The sequence below is a fragment of the Candidatus Harpocratesius sp. genome (assembly GCF_054039255.1).
Map to the genome: position 1 here is coordinate 1 of NZ_JBPLBG010000013.1, position 22,710 is coordinate 22,710.

The window sequence follows — 22,710 nt, forward strand, 5'->3', positions numbered from 1 at the left end:
AGTTCAAATCACCATTAGGGAAAATCGATGCGGTCAAAATTGGGATATTGGGAGCAAAAGGGAGTCAAATAATGGAGTAAAGGCAAAAAACTTAAATTAGATTAATCTTAAAATACACTCAATTACAAAATATTATTTAAATATCTTTGTAAAAAATTCATGTTTTTTTTTCATGAGGTTTCACAATAATCTTTCTCTCTTATCTATCACTCTGATAAAATAGCATTCATTTAGATGGTGAAGATTAAAGTGAAAAGTCATGTTTTTTTTCTAAGATTTTTTTGCTGAAAGTAATATAATAACTAAGAAGATTTATTATGATTGGAACATGAGTCATAGTTTGAATCATATATGTTAACAATTTCTGGAATAAATTCAAATAAATGCATCCAATGTCAAAAATGTATATTAGAATGTCCTTCTCACCTTTTTGCAATTTCCACTGATGATAATAAAATAGAAGAAAGAGCACTAAATGTTATTCAATTTTCAGATCAGTATTCTTTGTGCATTAAATGCGGGCATTGCTTAGCAATTTGTCCTGTAGATGCTATTGAATATGAATCTACATCTGAATTATCTGATTTTCCATCAAATTGGAAAAATACTAAGCCAAATTATGAAATAATTCACACATTTTTAAGAAGTAAACGCTCAATAAGGCATTTTTCATCTGAACCTCTAACTAAGGAAGAAATTAGTGCTGTGTTGAATTCAATGCGCTATTCACCAAGTGCCAGTAATGCTCGCAGCTGGAAATTTATTGTCCTTACTGATCCTCAATTAATTAAAAAGTTGTCTACAAAAGTAGTAAAATCCATCAACTTTACAAAAAAAATATTAAAAAATTGGATTGTGAGAAAGTTATTTTTATTTGGAAATACGCGTAAAATTGTTAATGAACCAGGATTTTTTGTTTCAATCAACCGAGTTTTGGAAGATGCGAAAAATGGTAAAGATCCCATATTTTTTGATGCACCTTGTGTTATTATTATTTATTCTCCAAAATATGGTAATTTAGCTGGTTGTGATAGTGGAATTATTACCACCTATGGTATGTTAGCTGCTGAAGCGCTTGGAATTGGTTCATGCTGGATTGGAATTGCACAGGAAGTTATGATGCGTTTACCCTCAATTAGAAAACTTATTGGAATCCCTCGAGGGTATTTACCTTGGGGTTGTTTTGTTCTTGGAAAATCTTTTCATCAATTTAAAAAACTTCCACCACGAGATCCCTTGTCTGTGCAATGGCGGGAAAAAGAGAATGAGTAAAAATAAAAGTAGTAACCTGAAAATATTGGTAACTGGTGCAAACGGTTTTATTGGCAGTAATATGTGCAAATACTTACTTGATAAAGATGTTATTCCTTATGCGATGATTCGTCGCTCAAGTGATTTGAGTGTATTGCAAGAATTAATACCAAATTGGAAAAAAATGCATTTTGTTTATGCTGATCTTCGCAATTACGACTCTTTGGTACCAATTGTTAAGGATATGGATATCATTTATCATATTGCAGGTGTTATCAAAGGAAATTCTCCCCAGGAATTTGAGGAAGGTAATTTTATCGGTACTCAAAATTTAATCCGCGCATGTAAAAATCATTGTTCTCATCTAAAACGACTTGTTGTTGTTTCTTCCATGGTTGCTGGTGGTCCAGGTACTCCTAATCGTCCCCAACAAGAAGATTCCAACAGATTTCCGCTAAAAGGTGATTGGTATGGATGCTCTAAATACAAAACCGAGAAGATATGTAAACAATCTTGGAAATTGCTTCCAATTGTAATTATTCGCCCCCCTACTGTAATAGGTCCAGGAGATAAAATCTCACTTGATCTTTTCCAAGTGGCAAACATGGGTTTGAAAGTTTTCGTATATGGAAAACCTCGTTTCTTCAGTATCGTACATGTTGAAGATTTAATACATGGTATTGAATTGTGTGGATATAATCCAGATGCGGTTGGCCAAATCTTTCTTTTTGGATGTGACCAAAATCTTCCCTATCGTGACATTCATGAGGTTATTGCTTCTAAGGTTTTTAAAAAGCCTTATGGATCTTTAATTCCAATTTCGATACCTTTTCCGATTTTCTATTTTATTGGAATTTTTATGGAAGCTCTTGGCCGTCTATTCCATAAACCATCGTTTATAAATCGTTCAAAAGTAATTCAAGCTGCAGCTCCAGGGCAGACCATGACAAATCAGAAAGCAAAAAGGATTTTGGGATGGAAACCAAGTTATTCTATATGTTCCGCCATTCACCAATCAGGAATCTGGTACAAAGAACATGGTTGGTTATAAAAATGATAGGATTTATTAAAAAAAAAAGAATTAACTGCATAACCCTACCATGAAATTAAAAATATCTTGCTGTAGCATGTTGACATAATCTTTCTGTTGGCTTTCTATATCTTGAAACTCTAAAAATTGTGAAAAATTTTCTTCAATCCGTTTTTTAAGCAATTTTATTTTATTCAGAGCAATTAAAACTGATCCTTGATAAATAAATATTCCAATCGAATTTAATTTACTTAAGTGAAAGAAAAGAATCTTGACATCTTCATATCGATTCATTGAAATGCCCTTGGTGGCGAAATCTTGCAATAAAGCCATTAAATTGATTTGAAAAACACTAAAAAAGAGAGATTCTTCTTTCCATTTAGGTTGAAACGGTGTATTTATTAAAATTCGACCATGTTTATTGATAATTATAAAGCATTCAGGAATTATTTTATTACTACTTTTGGTCAATGTTGAAATCAATGAAGATTTTTCGATTTTTGTTTCTTCATCGCTTGTTTCTTTATCTATTTTTTTATTAATTTTCTTATTTTTATTTGTTTCTGGGGAAAAGATTTCTCTGATTTCGTTTTTTAAGGCATTAATATAAGATTTTTTCATCGATTTTGATAAATTAATTTTACTGATAAATGGAGTTGATTCCCAAAAATCAGATTTTTCTAAGAAAAGATCTAATTCATTTAGTATTTTTACTTCTAAACGATGTAATCCATGATTTTGGGCAATTCGTAATGCTTTCTGTAATAGAATGTGAGAATTTTCAATATTACCTTGAAGGAACATCACTTTTGCTTTAATTAACAGAGAATCCCCTACCATCGAATAAGAGTGATTTTGACGTGCAAATTGAATCATTTTTTGTAGAATCTCGTTTAAAGGTTTGAGTAATTCAAAAGAATAATCTTTTTCCATCTTTAATATGTATAATTCTGTGAGATTTACCCAAGCCATTGCTGTTATATCGAAATACCTCACTTCATCATAAATAATTTGATTAAAATAGAATTCTGCTTTTTTAATACTCTCAAACGTATTTAAGAATTTAAAATAAAGACCTTTTCCCAACCACAAGCGTTGTTCTATAATTTTATTTGGATCTTTACTATGAATCTGAATTATTCTGGTTAAACATTGAAAAGCGGCAATTTTATTATTCATTTCTAAATGCACAGCAATTAATGGTATGCAAACTTCAGTAATCTCGAAAAATTGTTGTGTCTCTTCTAATAAAGCTAAACAATTTGATAAATTATCTAGTGCTTGCTCATAATCGTGCTTATGCCAATAAACTTCACCTATGTTTTGCAAAGCAACCCTTATTCCATCTCGATAATTATCTTGAATATCAATACTTAATGATTTTTGCATATACTGTAAACTTTCATCTAATTCTCCCATCTGAATTAATATTGCCCCAATATTATGTCCTGTTTTCGAAATTCCCCTCATATTTTTAATTTTTTCATATTCATTTAAAGCGTCCTTTAGGTATTTCAATGCTTTGGGTAGTTCTCCAATTGCATTATAAATTACACCAACATTATTCAATGCATTTGCTAAATCTAAATGGTTTCCATATTTTTTCCTTAGTTCTAAATTAAATTTAAAAAAGAAGAGTGCATTTTCTAATTCTCCTTGATGCCATTCATACCCCCCTCGAAGCAGAACTAGATCTGCCATTTTTTGCTCCAATTCTTCATTAGATAAAGATTTATCATGGTAAAGTAGTTCTTCTGCTTGTTGAATCGTTTTAATAACAAGATTTAAATCACTTTTTGAAAAATAAATTTTAGTCAATTCTGTTAGAACTTCTACCTTTAGAATAGAAGAGAGTCGAATTGCTTCTGATTTCAGCAATAAATCTGCATGTTTGATGCCTTCTTCAAATTTTTCAAGTTTTTCCATAAATCGCAATTGAAAGATCCCTATTTTAAGTTTAGTCTTCTCTGAAACAAATGGATTATCTTTCATTTCAAGACATCGAGCTAACCCTTCCTTAAATAAACTTTTTTTAAAAAAATCTTCCAATTCTTGTTCTTCTGGCGTTTTGCTTTGTTTTTTCGTTATTGACATTCTTTTCCACTATTCCCTCTTATTTAGCGCAGCTCTTCAGTATTGAATTTTTTTTTACTGGATTTGTTTGTTTTATTTGCAATTATTTTGGGGTAGGATTATTTCTCGCAATTCTTTTTCATGGTTTTGGCATTATATCAAAATTTTTTTAATTAAATATATATAAGCTTTAAAATAATAATACAACATACTTTAAAAAAGAATGATAAGAAATTAATTAATCGATGAATATGTCTCATAATAAAATGTTTTGTGCATTTAAAAATAAGACATATTTTCTACTATTTTTCTACTATAAAGATAAATATCAATCCACCTATAAAAAAAATTTGTTTTCAACTTTATCGTTTCGGGTGAACCAACTTTTTTCCACTTTCCATTTTTCTTAAAATTATCAACCAACAATTTCATTTATTAAACTCTTAAACGAAAATTCGATGGTGGATAAAAGAAAAATGATTATAGACATAAGAAATTAAGTATTGAAAAAGAATAATTTGGGAGTTTATTATCAAGAGTGAATGATTGTAAATATTTCAAAATCAAGTAAACTTTTAATATTTATTCTTTAATATTGATATAATTTATTATTTTAGAAAGTGTAAAAAATATGGTAAAAAAAGGAAAAACGATCATAATAGTCACATTATTCATTACATTAATTGGAGGAGGATTCGCTGGCTGGTATTTTTTCTTGCCTAAACCTGCAGAAACTAAAGAAATTTTTAAGTTCGTGCCACTTCAGTTTAACGAAGTAAGTTATCGCGCTGATACTCCTGGATTAGAATGGATTGAACTCTATTATTTTGGAAATACTACTTTATCGATAGAAGGATGGGAAATTGAATCTACAACTGGCGAAATCATCAAATTACCTGATATAGTACTTCATGAATTTGATTATATCGCATTTCATTTGGGAACCTCAGATATGTGGCCATCTGAGATTAACCGCGAAACACATTCAATTGATGTGTTTCTGAATTATACTTCAGAAATTTTGGATAATACTGAAGGTGGGATCATTCTTCGAGATATTGAAGGCAATATAATCGATACTTTAGCATGGGGCACTTCAGTAACTGCTAATTTTCCCTTTTGGAGCTTAGTAAATAGTTCGTTGGTTGCATTAGATAATGAGAGTTTAAGTATTTGGGGTTATAATGACAATACATCTGCAAATTGGTTTCCTAGCATTCCCACACCCGCTTTACCAAATGTATTCTTGATTCCAGTTCCAAATACGAACCAAACTGTGAGTGCTCAAAATGGACGAATTAACTATATTCCTAGTGATGGTACATACTATATTGGAAAAACCCCTGAAAAAGATGGCCATCCATCAGCAAAAGAGGCTAAGAAAAAAATAACCGAATATGCAACTTATTCCATTGATCTTTATCATAAGTTAGGTTACGGATATCCAGAAACTGGAGGAGATGGTTATGTTAATATAACCTTTTCTAATGGAACCAGTGATGAAACATCAGGTTCTTGTGACCCAGATACTGGTGATATCAAAATCGACATTGGAAAAAAGAAATCAGATGTCTCACTTAAATATACTGTAGAACATGAAATGTTTCATACATTACAAATTAAACATGCAGGCGGAAACGGCACTGCACATGAAACTGAAGAACCCGAATGGTGGTTTGATGAAGGAATGGCAGTTTGGTTTGGGATTTTATCTACTATGAAAAATTTTAAAAAATCTATGGTTGAAGTGATGAAGGAATTTGAAAGAGTTAATGACCACAATTGGTTTGATCATGCAAAATCACTCAGCGATTCCCCTTTTTCTGGATGGAAAGGGGGATATGATGAATATATTGCTTCTTTCTTTCTAATTAAATTCATTAAAGAAAAATACGGAGAAGACAAATTGAAGCAAATTCATGAAACCATTGAACAGTATAAGAACGGAACCCAAAAAGTTAGTGCAAAAAAGTCAATTGAAAAAGTATTGGGAAAATCATTTGAAGAAATTTTGAATGAAATGAATGTATGGCGTGTGACAGAAGCCCCAACAGCAAATGGCGCTCCACAAGTTACTCCTGATGAAATATTAATTCATAATGATACTCATAGTGTTTCAGATTCTGCATTTGCAGGTCCTACTGAAGCCTTATTGGAAGAAATCGATTGTTCAAAGGCAACTGGTAGATTTAATTTAACTGTAAAAGCAGATGGGAAGATGTATATAACAGTGATTCTCCATAAAAAAGATGGCACAAAAGAAAAATTAAGCTTCATTCTCACGCCACCGGATAATAATAAAAGCTCTATAATAATTGATAGTTCAGAAGTAACAAAAGTACAGGTTATTAAATTTAATCCAAATTTGGAAAATAGTACACTTGTAGAATTGGATACTATGTTTCTTCTCCCACTGCAGAATGTAACATTTACTGAAGTAAATTTCGTAGATTTCGATGTCATGAATAAATATGTGGAAATTTACAACGCAGAAGATGTACCGGTTTCAACAAATGGTTGGCTTTTGCATTTAGCTTTTGGAACAGGTGAAATACTTCCATTACCAAATATTACTATTGATCCTTATCAATATTTATGCATCTTTTTACAAGAAATACCAAGTAATTTAGGAATAGAATTATGGAATACATCTCTATCAAAATATATTTTCTTGCATGCACCTGTAGATTTAGATGAAACATTTGGTGGAATAGAATTACTCGATAATGAAAGTCAAATTCTTGATTCAGTATTATGGATGCAAGATTCTGACCCACAAATTATTGAGGACTTTGGATGGGATACAGAGTTTCCTGCACCCTATTGTACAGATCCTCATAATACAATAAGTCGGTTTGGGGAAGACAAAGATAGTGGAGAGAATTGGTTTGAAACTCAACCTACACCAGGACTTCCTAATGTTAATTATCAAGCAAAAGCTAATAGTTTTCTTGAATTTACAGGGGAAATCTTAACTGAATCAATTTTACTTAATGCATTTGAAAATTATATCTGGAAGATCGAAATAAGCAATCACACTCAGTTAGATTTGAATGTTGAAGCTAATCAAAGTATTTTCTTAACGTTAATTTACCACTATCAATCAAACGAAAATAAATCTTATATGATGCGTTCTGATTTATCTGGATTACCACAGCCGATTGCCATAAGTGGCAAAGAAATAAATTCAATAAGTATTCTGATAAATTCGATTTTCAACGAAGGTTTTGCGAATGTTTCACTATTTGTTGAACCAATCCCATTGGAATTCCTTGAAGCCCCATTAGGATCGGTTTATAATCCCTTACCAGTAAGTGAAGGAGAGACTTTACAATGGTTTCTGCCTACTTATGCTGATTCTTATTTCGGAGGATATGATCAAGCAATATGGCTGAATTTAACTTCTGTAGTATGGGGAAATACATATATTTTGAATTTAATTCAGAATGCTTTTAACTGGCAATTTTTGCACACTTTGTTTAATGCAAGTGTTTGGCTTATAGAAAATGGAACTAATTTTATAGATATAAGTGAGTATTCTGATGGAAGCTTTAGTGTGTATTTTGATCCACAAGGTCTTGATGACTATTATCTGATTAAAATTCAATCTTTAGGATCTTCTGGATACTTGGAATTTAATTATCAGCTAATTTCCTAAATTGAGTAAATCTATCTTTTCTTTATCTTTTTTCCTTAATTTCTTTATTATTTTGATGGTAATTTGAATATTCTTATGAAAAAAATCAATAGAGATAATCTAATGGAATGTTAGAATAATAGAAATAATATAAGTGCGAATAAGTTTTTGTGTAGAATCTCATTTTTCCACATGTATTTTATATTTAGTTTGAGTTGAATTGAATTGATCGCATAATTATATTGAGATCAATGTTTTTAATCTATGTCGTACTCTGAAATCTCTGCATTAAGCCTTTATTTTTTTTGCCACCATCAAGGAAATCACTAGATCTCGATTTGCTCAGATCATTATTTTTGTCGTAATACCATTCGATCCATCAAATTTGGATGCAAATTTTACCCCAAACACTCAAATCATCACAAACCTTTATATACATACTTTACCATATATTATTTAGATTGTGATCGTCAATCCGTGAACACCTCAAAAAGAAGGTGTAATCGGCTAAAACGTAGCCACAATCACTCTGAAAATTGCGGAGAATGATTATTATGGCGAAAAAACGTAGAATTTTTGCGTGGAGTCCATTACGGGCTCTTATGAAATCGGCCGGTGCTGAAATAGTATCCCGGGAAGCTGTTGAATCTTTACTCTTCTATTTAGAAGATCGAGCGAAAAAATTAACCGAAATGTCCTTAAAATTTGCCAAACACGCTAAACGAAAGAAAGTTACCAAAGAAGATATGGGCTTGGCAATCGAATATTATCACTAATTCGTATTTCAAGATAAATCAATTTTTTTTAAATTAAATTGGAGTGAAGATAATGGCAAAAAAAAGACGTCTATTTGCCTGGTCGCCTCTTAGGGCTTTAATGGCGGATGCGGGTGCTGAGATTGTCAGCAGAGATGCGGTCGAGGTATTATTGGATTATTTAGAGAAACGTGCAAAAGCACTGACTGAGTCAGCCATAGTTTTTGCAAAACATTCGAAACGGAAAAAGGTTTCGGCTTCTGATATGGAATTAGCGATAGAAAATTACTAATTATAGTATTAGTTATTAGTTTAGCAAAATTGTCCCACTTTAAATGTTGGGCGTGATTTTTTTTTCTTTCTTTTGAGAGATTAGGTAGATGCCAAAGAAATTTTAGTGCAAATTAGTTTTAACAGGATTAACCTATTTTTTATATTTCAAAAGTGAGATGATAATAAAAACCTGTGTTAAGGCAAAAATTTAAAATTGCTTAATTTGCCTATTAATATTGTAAGTAATCAAGAATTTGATTCAACAAATATTTTGAAGAGAGTATCATGCCGTCCTTTAAGGATTTTAAAAGTTTAGATATTCGTTTAGGAAAAGTTGTGCAGTCTAAATCAATTTCTGATTCCGATTCACTTTTAGAGTTAAAAGTGGATATTGGGGAAAAAGATAATCGAACAATTGTTACAGCAATTAAAGAGTGGTATTCTGCTGAAGATCTTTTAGGTGAATACGTGTTAGTCGCTTTAAATTTGCAACTTGACAATTTGAAATCAGAAGGGTTTCTATTAGCTGTTGATGCGGATAATTCAGCTGTATTATTAAAACCCGATGAAAGATATAGTGAAAAAATTAAACCTGGAATGAGACTCGCATAAAAATATATAATATTTTGATTTAAAATTGCATAATATTTAGATTATTATTATGAAAATTAAGAATATCAGAAACAGTTGATTTTGCATAGGCATATAAATTACTGCAATCAATCTTTGCTTTATTTGAAAAAACTTATTTGCACTTATTCGCACAAAGTAAATATAAATTTAAATCAAATCAAGTGGATTTTGAATTTATCAATTATCAATTTTTCAAATCAATCATCATTACATTTCAGAATAATAATCATTTAAAATGCGTTCTATTTCGTTGACGGGATGATTTTTAAATTTTTCCTTCATTAAATCTAAAATGCGGGTTTTATTGCGTGGGATCCATTCTAAAACTTCCCCCTCATAATAATAAATGTTCTTTCTGTAATAAGATATGACTTGTTTACGAAAAATGGCTTTATCGTCAGACATTTTTGTTAAATCTCCAAATAGATTATAGAATATAATTTTATAATTATTATACTTTTGTGAAAGTATTTTATAAATTGTTATTTACATCCTTATTATTTTTATGGAAATTCATATAAAAAAAATATTCATATTTCAATATAAAATTCAGCAAATAAAGAGGCGTTTAATGTTAGCAATACTGAATGATGAAAAGTGTGCGAATAAGTTTTATTCAAAGTATAATTGAAAAATTGAAAAAAAAGCAAAAAGTAATTATAAAAATAAAATTATTTCACAGCATTTCCACATGTACCGCAGAATTTTGCATCATCTGAAGGTAATGGTGCTCCGCAGAAAGGACAAAGATTGTACCCTAATTGTTTTACTGCAGTTGAAGATCTGCTGTATGTTTGTCCTGAATTGGGCATTGTAGTTTCACCAGAAGTATGTGGAGAATGTGTTGTGTTGGATGAAACCATTGGTCTTGAACCCATAGCAAAATTCTCTGTTGCAAAAGTATTTACAATTGCGCTACTTGTGTTTGTATATCCAATTAATATAACAATAGTTGAAATAGAATTTAAAAATGGAATTATTGAAATAATTACACCCCATTTAATTAAATTTGTTCCATTCTTTATTAATGTCATAGATTCGCCGAATTGCGCTTGTAATTCTTCAGCCCATTCATCCAATCTCAATGCACTCAGTATTTTAAAAGTAACGAGAACAATTAAAAAAATTACAAATAATAAAAAGAATATTAATATTGAAATTGCAAAACCATACATTGGTTGACTCATATCAGGGTCTCCCATATAAATATAAATAGGTTGAATCATAGCTAATAAATTTGTGGCGAATGGAATGAAGATTGTAAAAAATGCTATAATAATTATAAATGGAGAAAGAATATTTAGGATTAGTGCTCTAATTTCATTTTTATAATGACCAAGTAATTTTGGATTTTCAGATACAGTACAAGTTTCTTTTAGTTGTATTAAATATTGGATATAACGGACAAATAAGAAAATAATAACGCCTATCATGAGAAATATCCCAGCAATCACGATGATTAATGGAACAATAAGAAAATCAACCTCTCCTAAATTCCCATTTTGCATTAAATCAAAGAATTCTGAATTAAAGCTTGTAAGCATAAATATATTTAGTATAATTGTAAAAATTATACTTACACCAAATAATATCCATTGAGCTATAGCATAATTTTTCATGGCTTTTCCAAATTTGTAATAAATATTTGAAAGTGAATTAAGTGTTGATATTGAAGATGATATTTTTTTCGCCCCCTGTTAAAAAATTCTAAAAAATTTATTATTCTAAAATTTAATCTTCTGTAATTAAATAAAATGATATGTATTTTTAACTGTTTTGTGGGATTTATAAATATTAAAAAAATAATAAATAACATATTTTTCAATTATTATAATCATGTTGCTGAAATGACTACGAATTAGTGCGAATAAGTCTTTTTATCATTATTAATATAAGAACAGATTCACGTAATTCGGTCAATTTATGCTCGATCAAACTTTTTTATTGTTGTAAATCTTAATGAAGATTTTTTTATTGGAGAAGATTTGAAATTTTTATTATTTTGACTAATAAATTCTATGAATTACTAAAAATATATAATTAATTCTTTGTTTGCAGGAATTTCTATGATTTTTTTTGCTTTTGCATAAAGAACTCCAGAAATTCATCATAAATGATTTCAAACTAATTATATATTTAAATTTGTAGATAATTCTGCAAGAACTCATGAATTTCATGCTAAAAATATAAATCCAACGAACTTTACCATTTAATTTTAGAAGAAATTTGTTTTGAAGCATAAATAAGCAAGGAAATTAGCAATAACATATATTATTGGACCAAAATTATATATGTAAAATATTTGATTTCTATGGTTCATTATAGCAAGCTTATCAAACTTTTTGCCTTTTATGAAAAATATTATGAATATTACGATAATTAAATCCTAAATCCAAAAAATTCATAAAATAAAATGAAATATTATCCGAATTCGAAAAAAAATATAATTTTTTCCTTAAAGATCACTTTCAAATATTAAAAGATACTTAGGTGAAAATAGTGGGGTATGAGCGGTTCATTAGCTTGGTTGACAGTTTTGTATGGGGTTATTAATTCGATTGCTATTCATTTATCTAAAGCAATGCAAGATCATGGAATTCGATTATTTAAAAAAAATCGAGATCGTGTTATTGAAAGAGGTTATACGTATAGTTTTGCTCATGATATGCGGGGATTATTTAGTAAAAAATCTCGTATTTATTTGTGGATTTATCTGATTGGGGTAATTTTAAATCAAACACCAATTATTTGGGGTACAATTGCAACAAGATATGGTCGTGCACCTTATTTTACAAGTGTTTTTCCTTTAGGGATGTTGGTACTATTTCTTTATTCAAAAAAAGTAATGCATGATCATATCCCTAAATTACAACTTTATGGGATAACTGCCATTCTTGCAGGTACAATTCTAATTGGTTTAGAGAATATTCTGAAACCTTATCGTAGTAATGAATTGAATTACAATGTTGCTTGGATTGTTATTTGTGTTTTTTTCTTTATAGCTTTTGCGGGAATTTTAATTTCAACCAAAATTGGAACACCTGCATTAATTGGCATTGTTTTTGGTGCAATTGGAGGGGTAATGGGCTCTTTAGATCCAATATTGAAGGATATTAGTCAAGAATATGGTGCGTCTCAAGTTTCTCAAGTCTCTTCGTTTTTTCCGATAACAAAGATGGGTTGGATAATATTTCTTATTTCTCTACTTATGGGCTCATTTTCCTTTTTTATTACTCAATGGGCTTATTCTCTTGATGCAAAGGCACCCTTAATGACAGGATTTTACAACACATTTTATCTTTCATTCCCTGTTCTTTTATACTTAATAATCGATTCAACCTATCATATGACAATTTTATCATTGATAGGCTTGTTTCTAAATATCATTGGAGTCGTTATCATCAGCCGTCATGTCGTGGCAGTTCATCGAGAGCGAAAAGTTCATCTGATAAGAATTCCGCTTGAAGTACCAAATATAGAATAGAGAAAATGATAAAAAAACAATGATCATTTTTTTTTTAATATGAAAAATTCTCGAAAATCAGAATGGAGTGCCCATTTCATTTCATCCATGCTCGATTTATCATATTTATCAAATTCTGCAAAAGTTATGGTAAATAATGGAAATTTATGAATATCCATTTCTTGGCATTTAAGTACATGAGACAATTTATTGCAAAATGCCTGATAATCAACATATTCAATATATTCTAAAGGAAGATCCCGAGGGAGTGTTCCTACAATCATTGCATAAATCTTTCCGTCTTTTCCATCCAATAAATGTTTCCAATCAGGTTTTTTTTGCTTAAAGAATAATTCATAATTATTACTTCCATAAGCATAATATGCTAAATCGGTTACACAAAGACCTGCAAATCTCATTGGATTTGCTTCAATGATACCAATATCCCCTTGCTTATTTATTCGAACTTCAATATGTAGTGGAAATAATTTTATTTGGGTGCGTTTTCCGATTTCTTGAAGAATTGAAATTAAAGAGTCATGTATTGATTCAATTATCTCTTTTGAGGTAATATATAAGCGATCGCTAGTATCCTTCGGGCTGGCAAATATATGCTTCATAATATTCAAAATAACTGGTTGAGAATATTTATCAAAATATACATCTATGGCAAATTCATCTCCGTCTATTACATCTTCAATAATAAATTCTGTAGCATTAACTACAGTGGAAGGAAAAACACCTTCAAAATTTTTCATATCTGATTTAATTTTAAAAACTGTTGACTTCCATTCATCTGCAGAATTTACGCGATACACTGCTACGCTGAAAAACCCTATATTAGGTTTCACAATTACTGGAAAAGATAGCGAAGAAATATCAAAATTTAATAACTCTGAATATACAGCTTTAGTAAAATGAAAATTGGGGAAAATAGCGTGCATGGTTGAACGGAATAGAAATTTATCTTTAAACATTTGAATTTGCGTAGATAGGTTGTTATGATGAACATTTGAATCAGTACTGAGATTTTTGATAATCCAATCAAGCGCATTTTCAGAAGAAGTATATAATGGAATATTTACTTTGCTTTTATACTCTGCAATGAATTTGTCAGGAGAAAAATAGTTCAATTCAGAAGACAGATTCAGATTTTTTACAGCATTATTGTAAAGCACGGGAATTTGCATTCTTTTTAAAGTTTCTTGTAGAAAATTAGATACATAAGGTTCTTCTAAAATAATCATAAAAAGTCACCTTTAACTAGCAATAGAAAGAATTTCAAGATTATGGCTTTTTATAAAAAAAATAAGTTCTTTTAAACCTTTTTTATATTTGAATTAAATTTTAAATAATAATTTAGGTGATCAAATAGCTAATGCAATTGATCACAAAGGAGCTTAAACTTTCAAAAGATGAACATTTATAAATTTCAAAGAGAAAGATGAAATAATTCATCGTATTTTAGAATTTAGTGAAAAAGGAAGAACAAGGATTATTCTTCTTTGGTCTAATGGATCATTTCGTTTCAAAATTTATACAGAAAAATCCATATATCTTAAAACTAAAATCAAAAATCGATGTATTGCTTCAAAATCAACTAAATATGGTTGGGTGTAAACAAGATGACATTAAAATATGAAGTTAGTGAAGATCGGCCTTTTTATGGTAAGTTTTGGCCGAAAGGTGTGCCCCATCAATTGGATTATGATTATTCCCTTACTTTGGGCCGGATGCTTGATGAAACAGCGGCTAAATATCCTAATGATCCAGCAATTTGGTTCTTAGATTCATGGGTCAGTTATGCAGAATTGAAAGATATGGTTGATCGATTTGCAACCTATTTACATTCAATTGGCATAAAGAAGGGAGACGTAGTTGCTATTCATTTACCGAATTGTATTCAATATGTGGTTGCTTTTTATGGTGCTGCCAAAATTGGAGCTGTACCAACAGGGATTAATCCAACATATCAATCGCTGGAAATTTTACATCAGTTTAAAATCTGTGGACCAAAGGTTTTAGTGGCATTAGATGCACTCTATTTCCACTATATAACAAAAATAGAGGATCAGTATTCCTTTGAAAAGATAATAATAACCAATTTAGTAGATCAAGCTACTGGTCTATCAGGATTTAAAAAATTCTTAGGAAAATTGCTTAAAAAAATACCATCCGCAAAAATTGAACGCGAAAATGCTGTAATGTTTATGGATGTTTTAAAAACATCTCCAAATGTTCCCGAAGTAGAGATAGATCCAGAAAAAGATAGTGCCACATTGATTATGACAGGAGGTACTACTGGAGTTCCTAAAGCAGCTGATCTTTCACATCAAAATGTGGTTGCTAATGCTATCCAATGTTTGGAGATTTTAGTTAATCAACAACCAGAGGGGAGCACTTTACCTCGATTAGGGCATAAAACAGGAATGGTTGGGGTTCTGCCTCTTTATCATAGCTTTGCCATGACTACTGTAATGAATACTGCTATTGCATGCGGTGCATGGATGATGCTTTTTCCAAAACCCCCACCAACGGAAGATCTGATTAAGACAATTACTACACTTCCAGATTATAATGGATTTATTTACTGTGCTGCCGAAATTCTTTTTCAACGTATTGCACAGCTCCCGCAAGAGGTTCTTGATAAATATCCGCTCTCTGGTAAGTTACGATTATGTATTAGTGGAGCGGGACCTTTACATGAATATGTTCGAAAACCATTTGAAGAAAAAACAGGCGCTAAAATTACTGAAGGATATGGTTTATCTGAGGCAAGTCCTGTGGTATCATGTAATAATTTCTATGGAATTCGTGAACCAGGATATATTGGAGTACCTGCACCTGGGACTGACTGGATGATTTTTGATGCCGAAGATTTTTCTAAAGGACCAATTGATAAAATCGGTGAAGAAGGTACCGGTGAAATTTGCTGTTGTGGACCCCAAGTTATGAAAGGATATTGGCAGAATCCTGAGCAAACTGCTACTCATATTAGAGAATGGGATGGCCGAAAATGGTTGTTAACCGGAGATATTGGTTTTATGGATGAACATGGGCGCATTGCAATTCGAGATCGAAAGAAACAGTTAATTAAAATGGCAGGACACTCAGTATTTCCAAAAGAAGTAGAATCTTTAATTGGAGAACATCCTAAAGTTTTAGAAGTGGCTGTTGCAGGATTACCTGATGAAAAGACCGGTGAAGCTGTAAAAGCTTGGGTTGCACTTAAGCCAGAAGCACGTGGTACAATTACAGCAGAAGAAATTCGAGAATGGGCTTTGCAGAATATAACTCATTGGAAAGCTCCTAAATATGTGGAAATTATTGATGAGATTCCAAAAAGTAATGTTGGAAAAATAATGCGCCGAACACTTCAAGAAGCCGATCCTTTATTCAAAAAGGCTCAAGAATAACAATTATTCTGCCTATATTCTATTCTTTAGCTATTTTTTTATTTTTATTTTTATTTTTTATTTGTTTTTGATAAAATGTAGCATAGTATTTTTTGAATTAAGAAATCAAATTGAAGTTAGAAAGCGAAATAATCAAATAATTTTCTCCCTTTTCTTTCTATATGCCCCGAATATTTGATTATCGATCTGATACTGTTACAAAACCTTCACCTGCAATGTGGGAAGCAGTAAAAAAATTAACCAACGCAGATTTAGGAGATGATGTTGAACTTGAAGATCCTACCATCAATAGGTTAGAATCTAAATGTGCTAAGTTGGTTGGAAAAGAAGCCGCTCTTTTTGTTACATCTGGTACTCAAGGCAATCTAGTATCAATTCTCACTCAAACTCATCCTGGCGAAGAAATTTTAATTGAAGAGAATGCTCACATCTATAAATGGGAAGTTGGAGGTGCTGCTCGTATCGGAGGGTTGGTTATGCGCACTTTTCCTTCTGATAAAGGGATATTTGATCCAAAAAATCTGCAATATCTTATTCATTATGCAGATGATGTGCATGAAGTTCCCACATCGATGATTTGTTTAGAAAATACTCATAATTATCATGGTGGAGTGGTTCTTCCTGTTGAATTATTTGAAAAAACTCGAAAGTTTGCAGATGAGAATAACTTAAAAGTTCATCTTGATGGTGCGCGAATCTTTAATGCTTCTGTATCATCTGGAATTCCAGTTTCTGAATATACTAAATATGTTGATTCTGTTCAATTCTGCCTTTCAAAGGGACTTGCATGTCCTGTTGGTTCGATTATTGCAGGTTCTCAGGAATTTATTAATAAAGCCCGTAAGGTGAGAAAGATGTTAGGAGGAGGTTGGCGTCAGGCTGGAATATTGGCTGCGATGGGATTAGTGGCAACTGAAGAAAAATGGATAAGTCGACTGCAAGAAGATCATCAAAATGCTCAATTGTTGGCTAAGGGATTAAAAGAAATTTCACCCAACCTTAATATAAATATTCCTCAGACAAATATTGTAATGTTTCCTGTTCCTACAAACATTAATCCTGCTAAATTGTCTCAAGATTTGAAGAAACACGGCATATTACAGCACGATATAGGGCAACGACTGCGTTTTGTTACTCATTATGGCTTAAGTGCCGAAGATATTGAGGAGAGTATTCCTATTATTCAAAAAGTGATTACAGAAGCTATTAAAAAAGATTGATATAAATGAAAGAAATATTTCTGTGCGAATAAGTTTTTTCTTTAATTTAATTCTGCTTTTTTTTAAGTCGTTTTATTTTTTTTCAAAATATTTTCCTTATTTTTTCTCTAACTTCTTTTTTTTAAGCGAAACACGTCGATATTTATCTGTATAAGGATGTTTTCTCTGTTCTTCATCTTTATGGATTTTTTCTCTTTTGTTTTTAAAGTAAACCAAATTCTCGAATAATCGAATCCAGCGGTTTTGATCATATTTTGTATATGAAATAAAGATTACTCCGACAATGGCTCCGATCCCAGTATATAGGCGATAATTCGGAAAAACAAAGAAGGAAATTGTACAAAAAATCGCCCAAATAATCGCAAAAATTATTAAGATACGGTATTTCTTCATACGTTTTTTATGAAATTTCTGCATTTCTTCAATTGAAACATTCTGTAATTTATCGCCAAGTTCACGTTCTGAAAAAGAACCAATTTTTGACATAATTCTTAACCAAGAAAATTAATATTCCTTATTCTATAAATTCGGTGATAATTATGCTATTAATTTATAATAAAAATATGAAGTAGGAAAATTATTCATTCTCATAGAAAAAAGAAAAAGAAAAAAACATATTCGCACTCGAATATCCATAAATTAGGCATTTTTTCGACGTGTAATCAAAAATGCTGCCACACCTACCAGTGAAACACTTCCTACAACCAATATTACAGCCCAAAATCCTGGATTTTCAGAAACGATGAAAATCGAGAATGTTGGATCATGAATTATCTGATCACCAGATGAGGAAAATGCATCATAAGAAACTGCATAAAGTAACAATGAAAAATCAAAATTGACTGTAGAATTGATTCTGGCTGTGGAATTATCTTCTTGTGTATATGTTTCACTATTTTTTCCTTCCCATTCTGCATAAACTGTAGGAATCGTTGTTGTCTTGGCTGGGTGGGTCGTTGTTACATCATCAGGTGTTGTTTTTTCATAATCAGGTCCTGCAATATCAATTTCTGCTAACGGAAGATTTCCTTCTGCATTTCCCACTTTGACTTTTGAAGTTTCGCTGTTATAATTGCTTTCATTCAAGAGAGCTTGGGTTGGTTGCTCTGATCCTTCAGTTATCTGCCGATTTTCAATCCAAAGTTTGAAATGAAAAATGGTACTTAAAAAGACTGTAGCCAATTGATAACTGTGATCTTTCAAAGCAGGAGTAAAAGGTTTTCCATCAGTATCTCGTTTCCAAAGACCAAAAGATTGAAGTAATTTGACTTTTGCTGATCCCATTGTTACTTCACCTTTAGCATTGACATATTCAAATCCTGAGGTATCAACTTTTTCTCTTTTAGTAGGTTTGAATTCGAATCCTAATTTAAGGTAATCCATATTTTCAATTGGAGCAACAGTAGAATTTACTTGATCATCTTGCATACCTAAAGGTAAAACTCGAAAATCTAAATCATCAATGGTAATTCCCCAATTAACAGAACCTTCATCAGTATTAAACTGTGGTTCATCAAATTTCCAATCTGCAGCATTTTTAAATAAAAGATAATATTCAATCTCTGTATCGGAAACACGTTCAACCATATCGCCTTGATATTCGGTAACGTTCTCCCATATTACATCAGGTACTCCATTATTTGCCTTTTGCTGATCTTCTGTAGAATAAATTGGTGAATCGAATTTCTGATCATCAAATAAGTAGTAATTTTGGAAATGGTGAGTGAAAATGTAGAATTCTAACTTTAATTCTTGAAAGATTTCAGTGGCAGTTTTTTCATGGAAATACTGTTGACCTTCTTCTCCCGCAATTGCACCTAATATTGCTTCAGCATCAATTGAAACTTGAAATTCTTTTAACCAAAGTTCAATTAAATCAAATGAAAATGAAGTGTATTCTCTATCTGCATTTGTTTCATTATAACCTTCACTGAGCAAATACAACATATAATCATCTTGGTATAAATTCGCAATTTGATTATATTGGTTATGCCAATCTGGATAAGCTTCATCTAGTGTTCGATTATTTGTTGGATTTCCATTTTCAGTTACATACCATGTTCCTTCAACAGTTCCGTTGAAATTTGAATAATAATTAGTAAATCCTATAATATTTAGGATAATTACTTCATCACCTGTAATAATATCGTTAATATGAATTAAGAAGTAGGTGATTGCTTCAACCATGGCTGATATTGCTTGAGCTTGTGCTTGCTCATCATTAATTGCCCCTGATTCCATTTTGCTTTCAATTTCCATGAATGTTTTCACTGTATTGATAACATTATCTAAAGCCTTAATGAAACTACCATCATTATCCCAGATTATAAATGTAAGAGAAGCACCTTCTGTTGTATTGTATGTTAATGTCCCATTTCGATTTAAGACAAAATAAGGAGATTCATCTTGATCATCTGGATTTGTTGCATTTTCAAGATTGTATATTCCCCAAGGATAATATACTGATTCATCATTATCTCCGTAATCGATAGTTGTGCTACTCTTATCTGTGATGATAGACGCATTTAACACATACATTCCTTTTACATCTGATTCGGTACTTGACATATTCTCAAAATTAGAGAACATCAGTTGAAAAACATCTGCAAACATTTCTCCTGATGCGCCAAATTCCCGAAAAGTCGAGAACATATCCCCCAAAATAAAAGCAAGTTCTTTTCCTTCTTGAGGGGTATCAATTTGATCTCCATAATTCGGATCACCAGCAGCACGAGCATAATCTGTTATTGGGACCGAAAACATAGAAATCATAAAGATACAAACAATTGTGATTGATTTTATTGAACTCATAAGATCACCATCTTCTACAATTTGTAGAATTATATTTCGTAAGAATATTCAATGGTAAGATATTCATGTTAAATTACTTATAAAAGCCTATGGTTAGAGTATACTAGAAACTTTCAATTTAGAGCACCTTTATACCAAATCATATAATTAATTATTTAAAACTATTGAAAGAAGAAAGCTTTCAAACATAATTCATAAAGATCAAAAGCTATTTAAGAATGCTCTTCCTACTTGAATGTAAAATATCACTAAGTAATTCGGCAAAGGTATTTAAATATTTAAATATATTTTTAATGAGAGGAAAAGAAATGACAACGAAAAAACTACGTTTCAATTGTTATTATTGTAAAAAGACCATTACACTCGACCTAGATGATGCTTTTCAAGAAAAATTTCGCAACAATGCTGATTATTGGCCTTATCCTTTAATTGTTCCTCATAAAGAACATTTTGCGATAGTGTTTCTTGATGAAGATTTTGTTGAAAGAGGAGTAAATGTAACTCGAATGATGTTTAAGTAAATTGAATAAGTGAGAATACTTAATCAATAAAAAAAAGGCTATTATTTTAAAATTTTAAGAATTTCTTGAATCCGCGATTGTGCAGTATTTTTATCACTATCAAGTTTTTTTATCTGCTTTTCATATCTTTTATCTGTCAATGTTCCTTCATTATGCTTTTTTTCAACAAATTCACGCAGATTTTTAATACTGTTTAATTTATTTTCAAGTGTTGCCAATTCTTTTTTCAAATCTTCTTTGGTTTTTTTCTGAGATGTCTGTTGTTGAATAGAAGAACGTTTTCTTTTTTCCATTTTTGTAGAGCGAGAAATAGTTTTCTTTGAATCTTGCTGATTAATTTTTTCCGGTTCCGCTCCTTCTTCAACTGTTCCATTTGCTATTTTAAACTCATTTTGAATATCTGCTAAAATATCATTTGGTGAACTTGTATTTGTAGGAACTGTTTCTATAGAAGCAGAAAAATCAGATTCATTAATTGAATTTTGTTTTTTAGTTTTATATGAATTTTCTGAAAAATTATTAAGTTCTTGAGGCTCTTGTTTCAAATTATCTGATTGTTGTTGTTGCTTAAATTCTATTATATCTTTTTCAGAAGCTAAAACTGCTTTCATAAGAAGTGCCAAATTTGTCTCAAATTGGTTTAGATCATTTAAAATTCTTTGTTTAAAATTGAAGAATTCTGTTAGAGTTGATTCAAAAGCGGTGATTAAATCTTCATTAGCTAGAATTTTTATGGTAGATTCATATCGTTTTGGAAGGATACCAGGAAATCTTGACATACTTGATTGAAATTGCTCTGGTAATGAAGGGTTGGACATTGGATTTGTTTTAATTTCTGAATTAATATTATTTGAACCATGTTCTGAATAATCTGGGATCGTTGGTGCAATTCCTGCTTTGATCTTCTCTTTATGTGTAGTTTTCAACCAAGAAAATATGTTTAATGCTAGTTGTTGATGATCATCTTGATTAATTCCTCCAGATATTTTATCTCTAAACATTTCATAAGAACCGACAGCGACTACTCTCCCTTCTCCATCTTCACATGCAAGCAATAATGGACTTTCAAATGGATCTGCTTTAGGTCCTGAAGAGATAACAGGTGTTACATTCATACCTGTAGCTGAAAGACTACATCCTGCACGAAAAACGATTCTATTAAGATTATCGTTAATAGGATGAGGAATTGTAAAGTTTTCAATAAATGGAAGGTTTTCAACACCAAGGTTATGAAATTTATCTAGAACTTGATTATTTTCAAAAATCATTCCAAATTGCTCAGATAGTTCAGATAAGTTTGTTCTTCGACCTTTATCACCACCTGCATGGCTTAATAAAAGCAAACCGCCCCCATCTTGAGAAACCCATGTTTTTATGGCTTGAATTTCGCTTTTTGTAAATTTATTATTATCTGGACAAGGAATAACTAGAATATCAATAGATGCTAAATTATTGCGCGATAATGGGAATTCTGCGAATTTAATTGGATTATAATTATTTTCTTGCAAAACTTGAGCGAGTTTTTTGTAATTACTATCAATTTTTCCTCGACATTTAATTGTATAAAATCCAACTATAAATGTTGCGCTAGACATGATTATTTATTATTTGCTTTAAAAATAAATAA

The 22,710-nt window shown here is 30.9% G+C and carries 18 protein-coding genes; 11 read left to right on the forward strand and 7 right to left on the reverse strand.

What is annotated here, in order from left to right:
* Positions 1-351: 351 nt before the first annotated feature.
* Both ACXLDF_RS02800 and ACXLDF_RS02805 read left to right on the forward strand, forming a co-directional pair.
* Positions 352-1,272 carry a nitroreductase family protein gene (locus ACXLDF_RS02800; RefSeq protein WP_457556971.1) on the forward strand — a complete coding sequence of 307 codons (921 nt, stop codon included), beginning with the start codon at positions 352-354 and terminating at the stop codon, positions 1,270-1,272.
* Complete coding sequence (locus ACXLDF_RS02805) at positions 1,265-2,302, forward strand: NAD-dependent epimerase/dehydratase family protein (RefSeq protein WP_457556972.1); 1,038 nt, start codon at positions 1,265-1,267, stop codon at positions 2,300-2,302. The genes ACXLDF_RS02800 and ACXLDF_RS02805 overlap by 8 nt, the downstream gene beginning before the upstream one ends.
* A gap of 30 nt (positions 2,303-2,332) precedes the next feature.
* Here the strand turns inward: ACXLDF_RS02805 and ACXLDF_RS02810 are convergent, their stop codons facing one another.
* Positions 2,333-4,375 (reverse strand): tetratricopeptide repeat protein, encoded by a 2,043-nt coding sequence (locus ACXLDF_RS02810; RefSeq protein ID WP_457556973.1) that lies wholly within the window; start codon positions 4,373-4,375, stop codon positions 2,333-2,335.
* Between the two features lie 610 nt (positions 4,376-4,985).
* On the opposite strand from ACXLDF_RS02810, the gene ACXLDF_RS02815 reads away from it, so the two are divergent.
* The 4 genes from ACXLDF_RS02815 (at position 4,986) to ACXLDF_RS02830 (ending at position 9,631) form a co-directional block, all read left to right on the forward strand.
* A complete protein-coding gene (locus tag ACXLDF_RS02815; RefSeq protein ID WP_457556974.1) occupies positions 4,986-8,012 on the forward strand; it encodes a hypothetical protein in 3,027 nt (1,008 codons plus the stop codon).
* Between the two features lie 533 nt (positions 8,013-8,545).
* A complete protein-coding gene (locus tag ACXLDF_RS02820) occupies positions 8,546-8,767 on the forward strand; it encodes a histone (protein WP_457556975.1) in 222 nt (73 codons plus the stop codon).
* Between the two features lie 52 nt (positions 8,768-8,819).
* Positions 8,820-9,038, forward strand: coding sequence for a histone (locus ACXLDF_RS02825; protein ID WP_457556976.1), 219 nt, complete (start codon positions 8,820-8,822; stop codon positions 9,036-9,038).
* A gap of 266 nt (positions 9,039-9,304) precedes the next feature.
* Positions 9,305-9,631 (forward strand): hypothetical protein, encoded by a 327-nt coding sequence (locus ACXLDF_RS02830; protein WP_457556977.1) that lies wholly within the window; start codon positions 9,305-9,307, stop codon positions 9,629-9,631.
* Between the two features lie 228 nt (positions 9,632-9,859).
* Here ACXLDF_RS02830 and ACXLDF_RS02835 read toward each other — a convergent pair whose 3' ends face one another.
* Positions 9,860-10,057 carry a hypothetical protein gene (locus ACXLDF_RS02835; protein WP_457556978.1) on the reverse strand — a complete coding sequence of 66 codons (198 nt, stop codon included), beginning with the start codon at positions 10,055-10,057 and terminating at the stop codon, positions 9,860-9,862.
* 266 nt (positions 10,058-10,323) lie between these two features.
* Complete coding sequence (locus ACXLDF_RS02840; RefSeq protein ID WP_457556979.1) at positions 10,324-11,271, reverse strand: hypothetical protein; 948 nt, start codon at positions 11,269-11,271, stop codon at positions 10,324-10,326.
* An 887-nt stretch (positions 11,272-12,158) separates the two neighbouring features.
* On the opposite strand from ACXLDF_RS02840, the gene ACXLDF_RS02845 reads away from it, so the two are divergent.
* On the forward strand, positions 12,159-13,136 hold the full coding sequence (locus ACXLDF_RS02845) for a hypothetical protein (RefSeq protein WP_457556980.1): 978 nt from the start codon (positions 12,159-12,161) through the stop codon (positions 13,134-13,136).
* Between the two features lie 23 nt (positions 13,137-13,159).
* On the opposite strand, the gene ACXLDF_RS02850 is transcribed toward ACXLDF_RS02845, so the two are convergent.
* On the reverse strand, positions 13,160-14,362 hold the full coding sequence (locus ACXLDF_RS02850) for an ATP-grasp domain-containing protein (RefSeq protein WP_457556981.1): 1,203 nt from the start codon (positions 14,360-14,362) through the stop codon (positions 13,160-13,162).
* 227 nt (positions 14,363-14,589) lie between these two features.
* On the opposite strand from ACXLDF_RS02850, the gene ACXLDF_RS02855 reads away from it, so the two are divergent.
* From ACXLDF_RS02855 to ACXLDF_RS02865, 3 genes are all read left to right on the forward strand, one after another.
* Positions 14,590-14,757 carry a hypothetical protein gene (locus ACXLDF_RS02855; RefSeq protein WP_457556982.1) on the forward strand — a complete coding sequence of 56 codons (168 nt, stop codon included), beginning with the start codon at positions 14,590-14,592 and terminating at the stop codon, positions 14,755-14,757.
* Positions 14,741-16,531: an AMP-binding protein gene (locus ACXLDF_RS02860; protein ID WP_457556983.1), complete on the forward strand. Its 1,791-nt coding sequence runs from the start codon at positions 14,741-14,743 to the stop codon at positions 16,529-16,531. Before ACXLDF_RS02855 ends, ACXLDF_RS02860 begins: the two co-directional genes overlap by 17 nt.
* Before the next feature lie 161 nt (positions 16,532-16,692).
* A complete protein-coding gene (locus ACXLDF_RS02865; protein ID WP_457556984.1) occupies positions 16,693-17,751 on the forward strand; it encodes a threonine aldolase family protein in 1,059 nt (352 codons plus the stop codon).
* 96 nt (positions 17,752-17,847) lie between these two features.
* Here ACXLDF_RS02865 and ACXLDF_RS02870 read toward each other — a convergent pair whose 3' ends face one another.
* Entirely contained in the window at positions 17,848-18,237 is a 390-nt protein-coding gene (locus ACXLDF_RS02870) for a hypothetical protein (RefSeq protein WP_457556985.1), read from the reverse strand.
* Positions 18,238-18,390: 153 nt separating this feature from the next.
* Positions 18,391-20,562: a hypothetical protein gene (locus ACXLDF_RS02875; RefSeq protein WP_457556986.1), complete on the reverse strand. Its 2,172-nt coding sequence runs from the start codon at positions 20,560-20,562 to the stop codon at positions 18,391-18,393.
* Between the two features lie 308 nt (positions 20,563-20,870).
* On the opposite strand from ACXLDF_RS02875, the gene ACXLDF_RS02880 reads away from it, so the two are divergent.
* Positions 20,871-21,083, forward strand: coding sequence for a hypothetical protein (locus ACXLDF_RS02880; protein WP_457556987.1), 213 nt, complete (start codon positions 20,871-20,873; stop codon positions 21,081-21,083).
* Positions 21,084-21,124: 41 nt separating this feature from the next.
* Here the strand turns inward: ACXLDF_RS02880 and ACXLDF_RS02885 are convergent, their stop codons facing one another.
* Positions 21,125-22,678, reverse strand: coding sequence for a hypothetical protein (locus ACXLDF_RS02885; RefSeq protein ID WP_457556988.1), 1,554 nt, complete (start codon positions 22,676-22,678; stop codon positions 21,125-21,127).
* Between the last annotated feature and the right edge of the window lie 32 nt (positions 22,679-22,710).

Excerpts from the sequence above, each read along its gene's own strand:
- ACXLDF_RS02800 (WP_457556971.1), top strand. The coding sequence starts at position 352 with ATGTTAACAATTTCTGGAATAAATTCAAATAAATGCATCCAATGTCAA.
- ACXLDF_RS02805 (WP_457556972.1), top strand. The coding sequence starts at position 1,265 with ATGAGTAAAAATAAAAGTAGTAACCTGAAAATATTGGTAACTGGTGCA.
- ACXLDF_RS02810 (WP_457556973.1), bottom strand. The coding sequence starts at position 4,375 with ATGTCAATAACGAAAAAACAAAGCAAAACGCCAGAAGAACAAGAATTG.
- ACXLDF_RS02815 (WP_457556974.1), top strand. The coding sequence starts at position 4,986 with ATGGTAAAAAAAGGAAAAACGATCATAATAGTCACATTATTCATTACA.
- ACXLDF_RS02820 (WP_457556975.1), top strand. The coding sequence starts at position 8,546 with ATGGCGAAAAAACGTAGAATTTTTGCGTGGAGTCCATTACGGGCTCTT.
- ACXLDF_RS02825 (WP_457556976.1), top strand. The coding sequence starts at position 8,820 with ATGGCAAAAAAAAGACGTCTATTTGCCTGGTCGCCTCTTAGGGCTTTA.
- ACXLDF_RS02830 (WP_457556977.1), top strand. The coding sequence starts at position 9,305 with ATGCCGTCCTTTAAGGATTTTAAAAGTTTAGATATTCGTTTAGGAAAA.
- ACXLDF_RS02835 (WP_457556978.1), bottom strand. The coding sequence starts at position 10,057 with ATGTCTGACGATAAAGCCATTTTTCGTAAACAAGTCATATCTTATTAC.
- ACXLDF_RS02840 (WP_457556979.1), bottom strand. The coding sequence starts at position 11,271 with ATGAAAAATTATGCTATAGCTCAATGGATATTATTTGGTGTAAGTATA.
- ACXLDF_RS02845 (WP_457556980.1), top strand. The coding sequence starts at position 12,159 with ATGAGCGGTTCATTAGCTTGGTTGACAGTTTTGTATGGGGTTATTAAT.
- ACXLDF_RS02850 (WP_457556981.1), bottom strand. The coding sequence starts at position 14,362 with ATGATTATTTTAGAAGAACCTTATGTATCTAATTTTCTACAAGAAACT.
- ACXLDF_RS02860 (WP_457556983.1), top strand. The coding sequence starts at position 14,741 with ATGACATTAAAATATGAAGTTAGTGAAGATCGGCCTTTTTATGGTAAG.
- ACXLDF_RS02865 (WP_457556984.1), top strand. The coding sequence starts at position 16,693 with ATGCCCCGAATATTTGATTATCGATCTGATACTGTTACAAAACCTTCA.
- ACXLDF_RS02870 (WP_457556985.1), bottom strand. The coding sequence starts at position 18,237 with ATGTCAAAAATTGGTTCTTTTTCAGAACGTGAACTTGGCGATAAATTA.
- ACXLDF_RS02875 (WP_457556986.1), bottom strand. The coding sequence starts at position 20,562 with ATGAGTTCAATAAAATCAATCACAATTGTTTGTATCTTTATGATTTCT.
- ACXLDF_RS02880 (WP_457556987.1), top strand. The coding sequence starts at position 20,871 with ATGACAACGAAAAAACTACGTTTCAATTGTTATTATTGTAAAAAGACC.
- ACXLDF_RS02885 (WP_457556988.1), bottom strand. The coding sequence starts at position 22,678 with ATGTCTAGCGCAACATTTATAGTTGGATTTTATACAATTAAATGTCGA.